The sequence below is a fragment of the Gilvimarinus gilvus genome (assembly GCF_030518155.1).
GTDB classification, from domain to species: domain Bacteria; phylum Pseudomonadota; class Gammaproteobacteria; order Pseudomonadales; family Cellvibrionaceae; genus Gilvimarinus; species Gilvimarinus gilvus.
Genome location: NZ_JAULRU010000720.1, coordinates 1 through 320 on the forward strand (window position 1 = coordinate 1; position 320 = coordinate 320).

The window sequence follows — 320 nt, forward strand, 5'->3', positions numbered from 1 at the left end:
ATTTACCAACTTTCTCTGATCCAAAAATTACTGAATTTGTTGGAAAATACAACAAATGGGCTGCTGACATGAAATTAGCTGCAACTGCTGGTGATGCAAATAAATTAGCTGAATTGACAAAACAATCAGTAGATTTTCAAAAAGAATTACAAGGTTTTACTCAAACTTTGAAACCAGAAGATGCTAAAAAATTACAAGATTGGACAGCTGAAATTCAGAAACAATTAAACAAATAATTAAATTTATATTTAATGATAAGCTCGAATTTCTTCGAGCTTTTTTTATGGATTAAATTATGATTTATGATATAGATTGATAAT

The 320-nt window shown here is 27.5% G+C and carries 1 protein-coding gene; it reads left to right on the top strand.

Going from position 1 to position 320, the window contains the following annotated elements; all coding sequences use genetic code 11:
* Positions 1-236, top strand: a 236-nt coding sequence (locus QWI17_RS18120) for a hypothetical protein (RefSeq protein WP_302723936.1), incomplete at its 5' end; no start/stop codon positions are given.
* Positions 237-320: the final 84 nt, after the last annotated feature.